The following is an 870-nucleotide window of genomic DNA, read 5'->3' on the forward strand; positions in this document are numbered from 1 at the left end:
CTGGTGCCCCACGCAACCGCGCAAGATCAAGTTCCCCGTTGGTTGGCCGCCCGTGCCCGAGCCCGATCCGCATCCGAACTGGCTGGCCGAGTTGCACCTGGGCTTTGCGGCCAAGCTGTCGGCGATCTCCGCCGAAAATGCCGGCACGCCACTGGCCGCCACGCTGGACCGCGCCGTCAATCGATCCATCGACGCGCTGTCGCAGTTGCAGGCGAAGTGAAGCTCAGCGGGCCGGTGCGCCCACGGCCTGCGCGGCCTGAGCGAGACGGCTCGCTTCGTCGCCGCAGATGTCGACCCAGGGCAGGCCCTGGGCCGACAGTGCTGCGCGCAACCGGCCGTCGAAACGCGACCGCACCTCGGGGCCGTCGCGCTGGATGCCGTCGGCCAGCCAGGGCAGGTCGGGTGCACACAGCAGCGTCAGCGCGCAGCGGCGCTGGAAGGCCAGCGCGGGGACGAGCAGGCTGTCGTCGCCGAAGTAGTGCTGGCTGCACAGTGCCGTGATCAGCGGCGTGGTGTCGCAGAAGACCAGTTCATGCGCCCGCGCCGCGGCCTCGATGCGCGCGGCCTGCTCGGCAGCGATGTGGGCCTGCTCGTGCTGCAGCGGTGTGCGGCCATGGGCGTCGCACCATTCGCGCAGGTATTCGCTGACGAGCCCGGCATTGAATTGCCGTGCCAATGCCTCGGCCAGCGTGGACTTGCCGGTGCATTCGGCACCCAACAAGGCAATCATCCTTGCCATGAAGGCTCCGCAAATTGTGCGTGGCCAAGTTCGCCGTGTGGTGGCTGGCCAAGCGACTGCCGTGGAACCGGCTTTGCCGGGCCACTGACAGTGCCCCCTCGAAGGGGGCGCGCGCAGCGCGGCGTAGGGGG

2 protein-coding genes are annotated in these 870 nt (G+C 69.5%); one reads left to right on the forward strand and one right to left on the reverse strand.

The window, feature by feature from the left end; translation table 11 throughout:
- A partial coding sequence (locus tag AC1DU6_RS33315) for a hypothetical protein (protein WP_477862610.1) occupies positions 1–220 on the forward strand: 220 nt, incomplete at its 5' end.
- Between the two features lie 3 nt (positions 221–223).
- On the opposite strand, the gene AC1DU6_RS33320 is transcribed toward AC1DU6_RS33315, so the two are convergent.
- Complete coding sequence (locus AC1DU6_RS33320; RefSeq protein WP_477862612.1) at positions 224–739, reverse strand: AAA family ATPase; 516 nt, start codon at positions 737–739, stop codon at positions 224–226.
- Between the last annotated feature and the right edge of the window lie 131 nt (positions 740–870).

Source organism: Roseateles sp. P5_B10 (assembly GCF_056400485.1).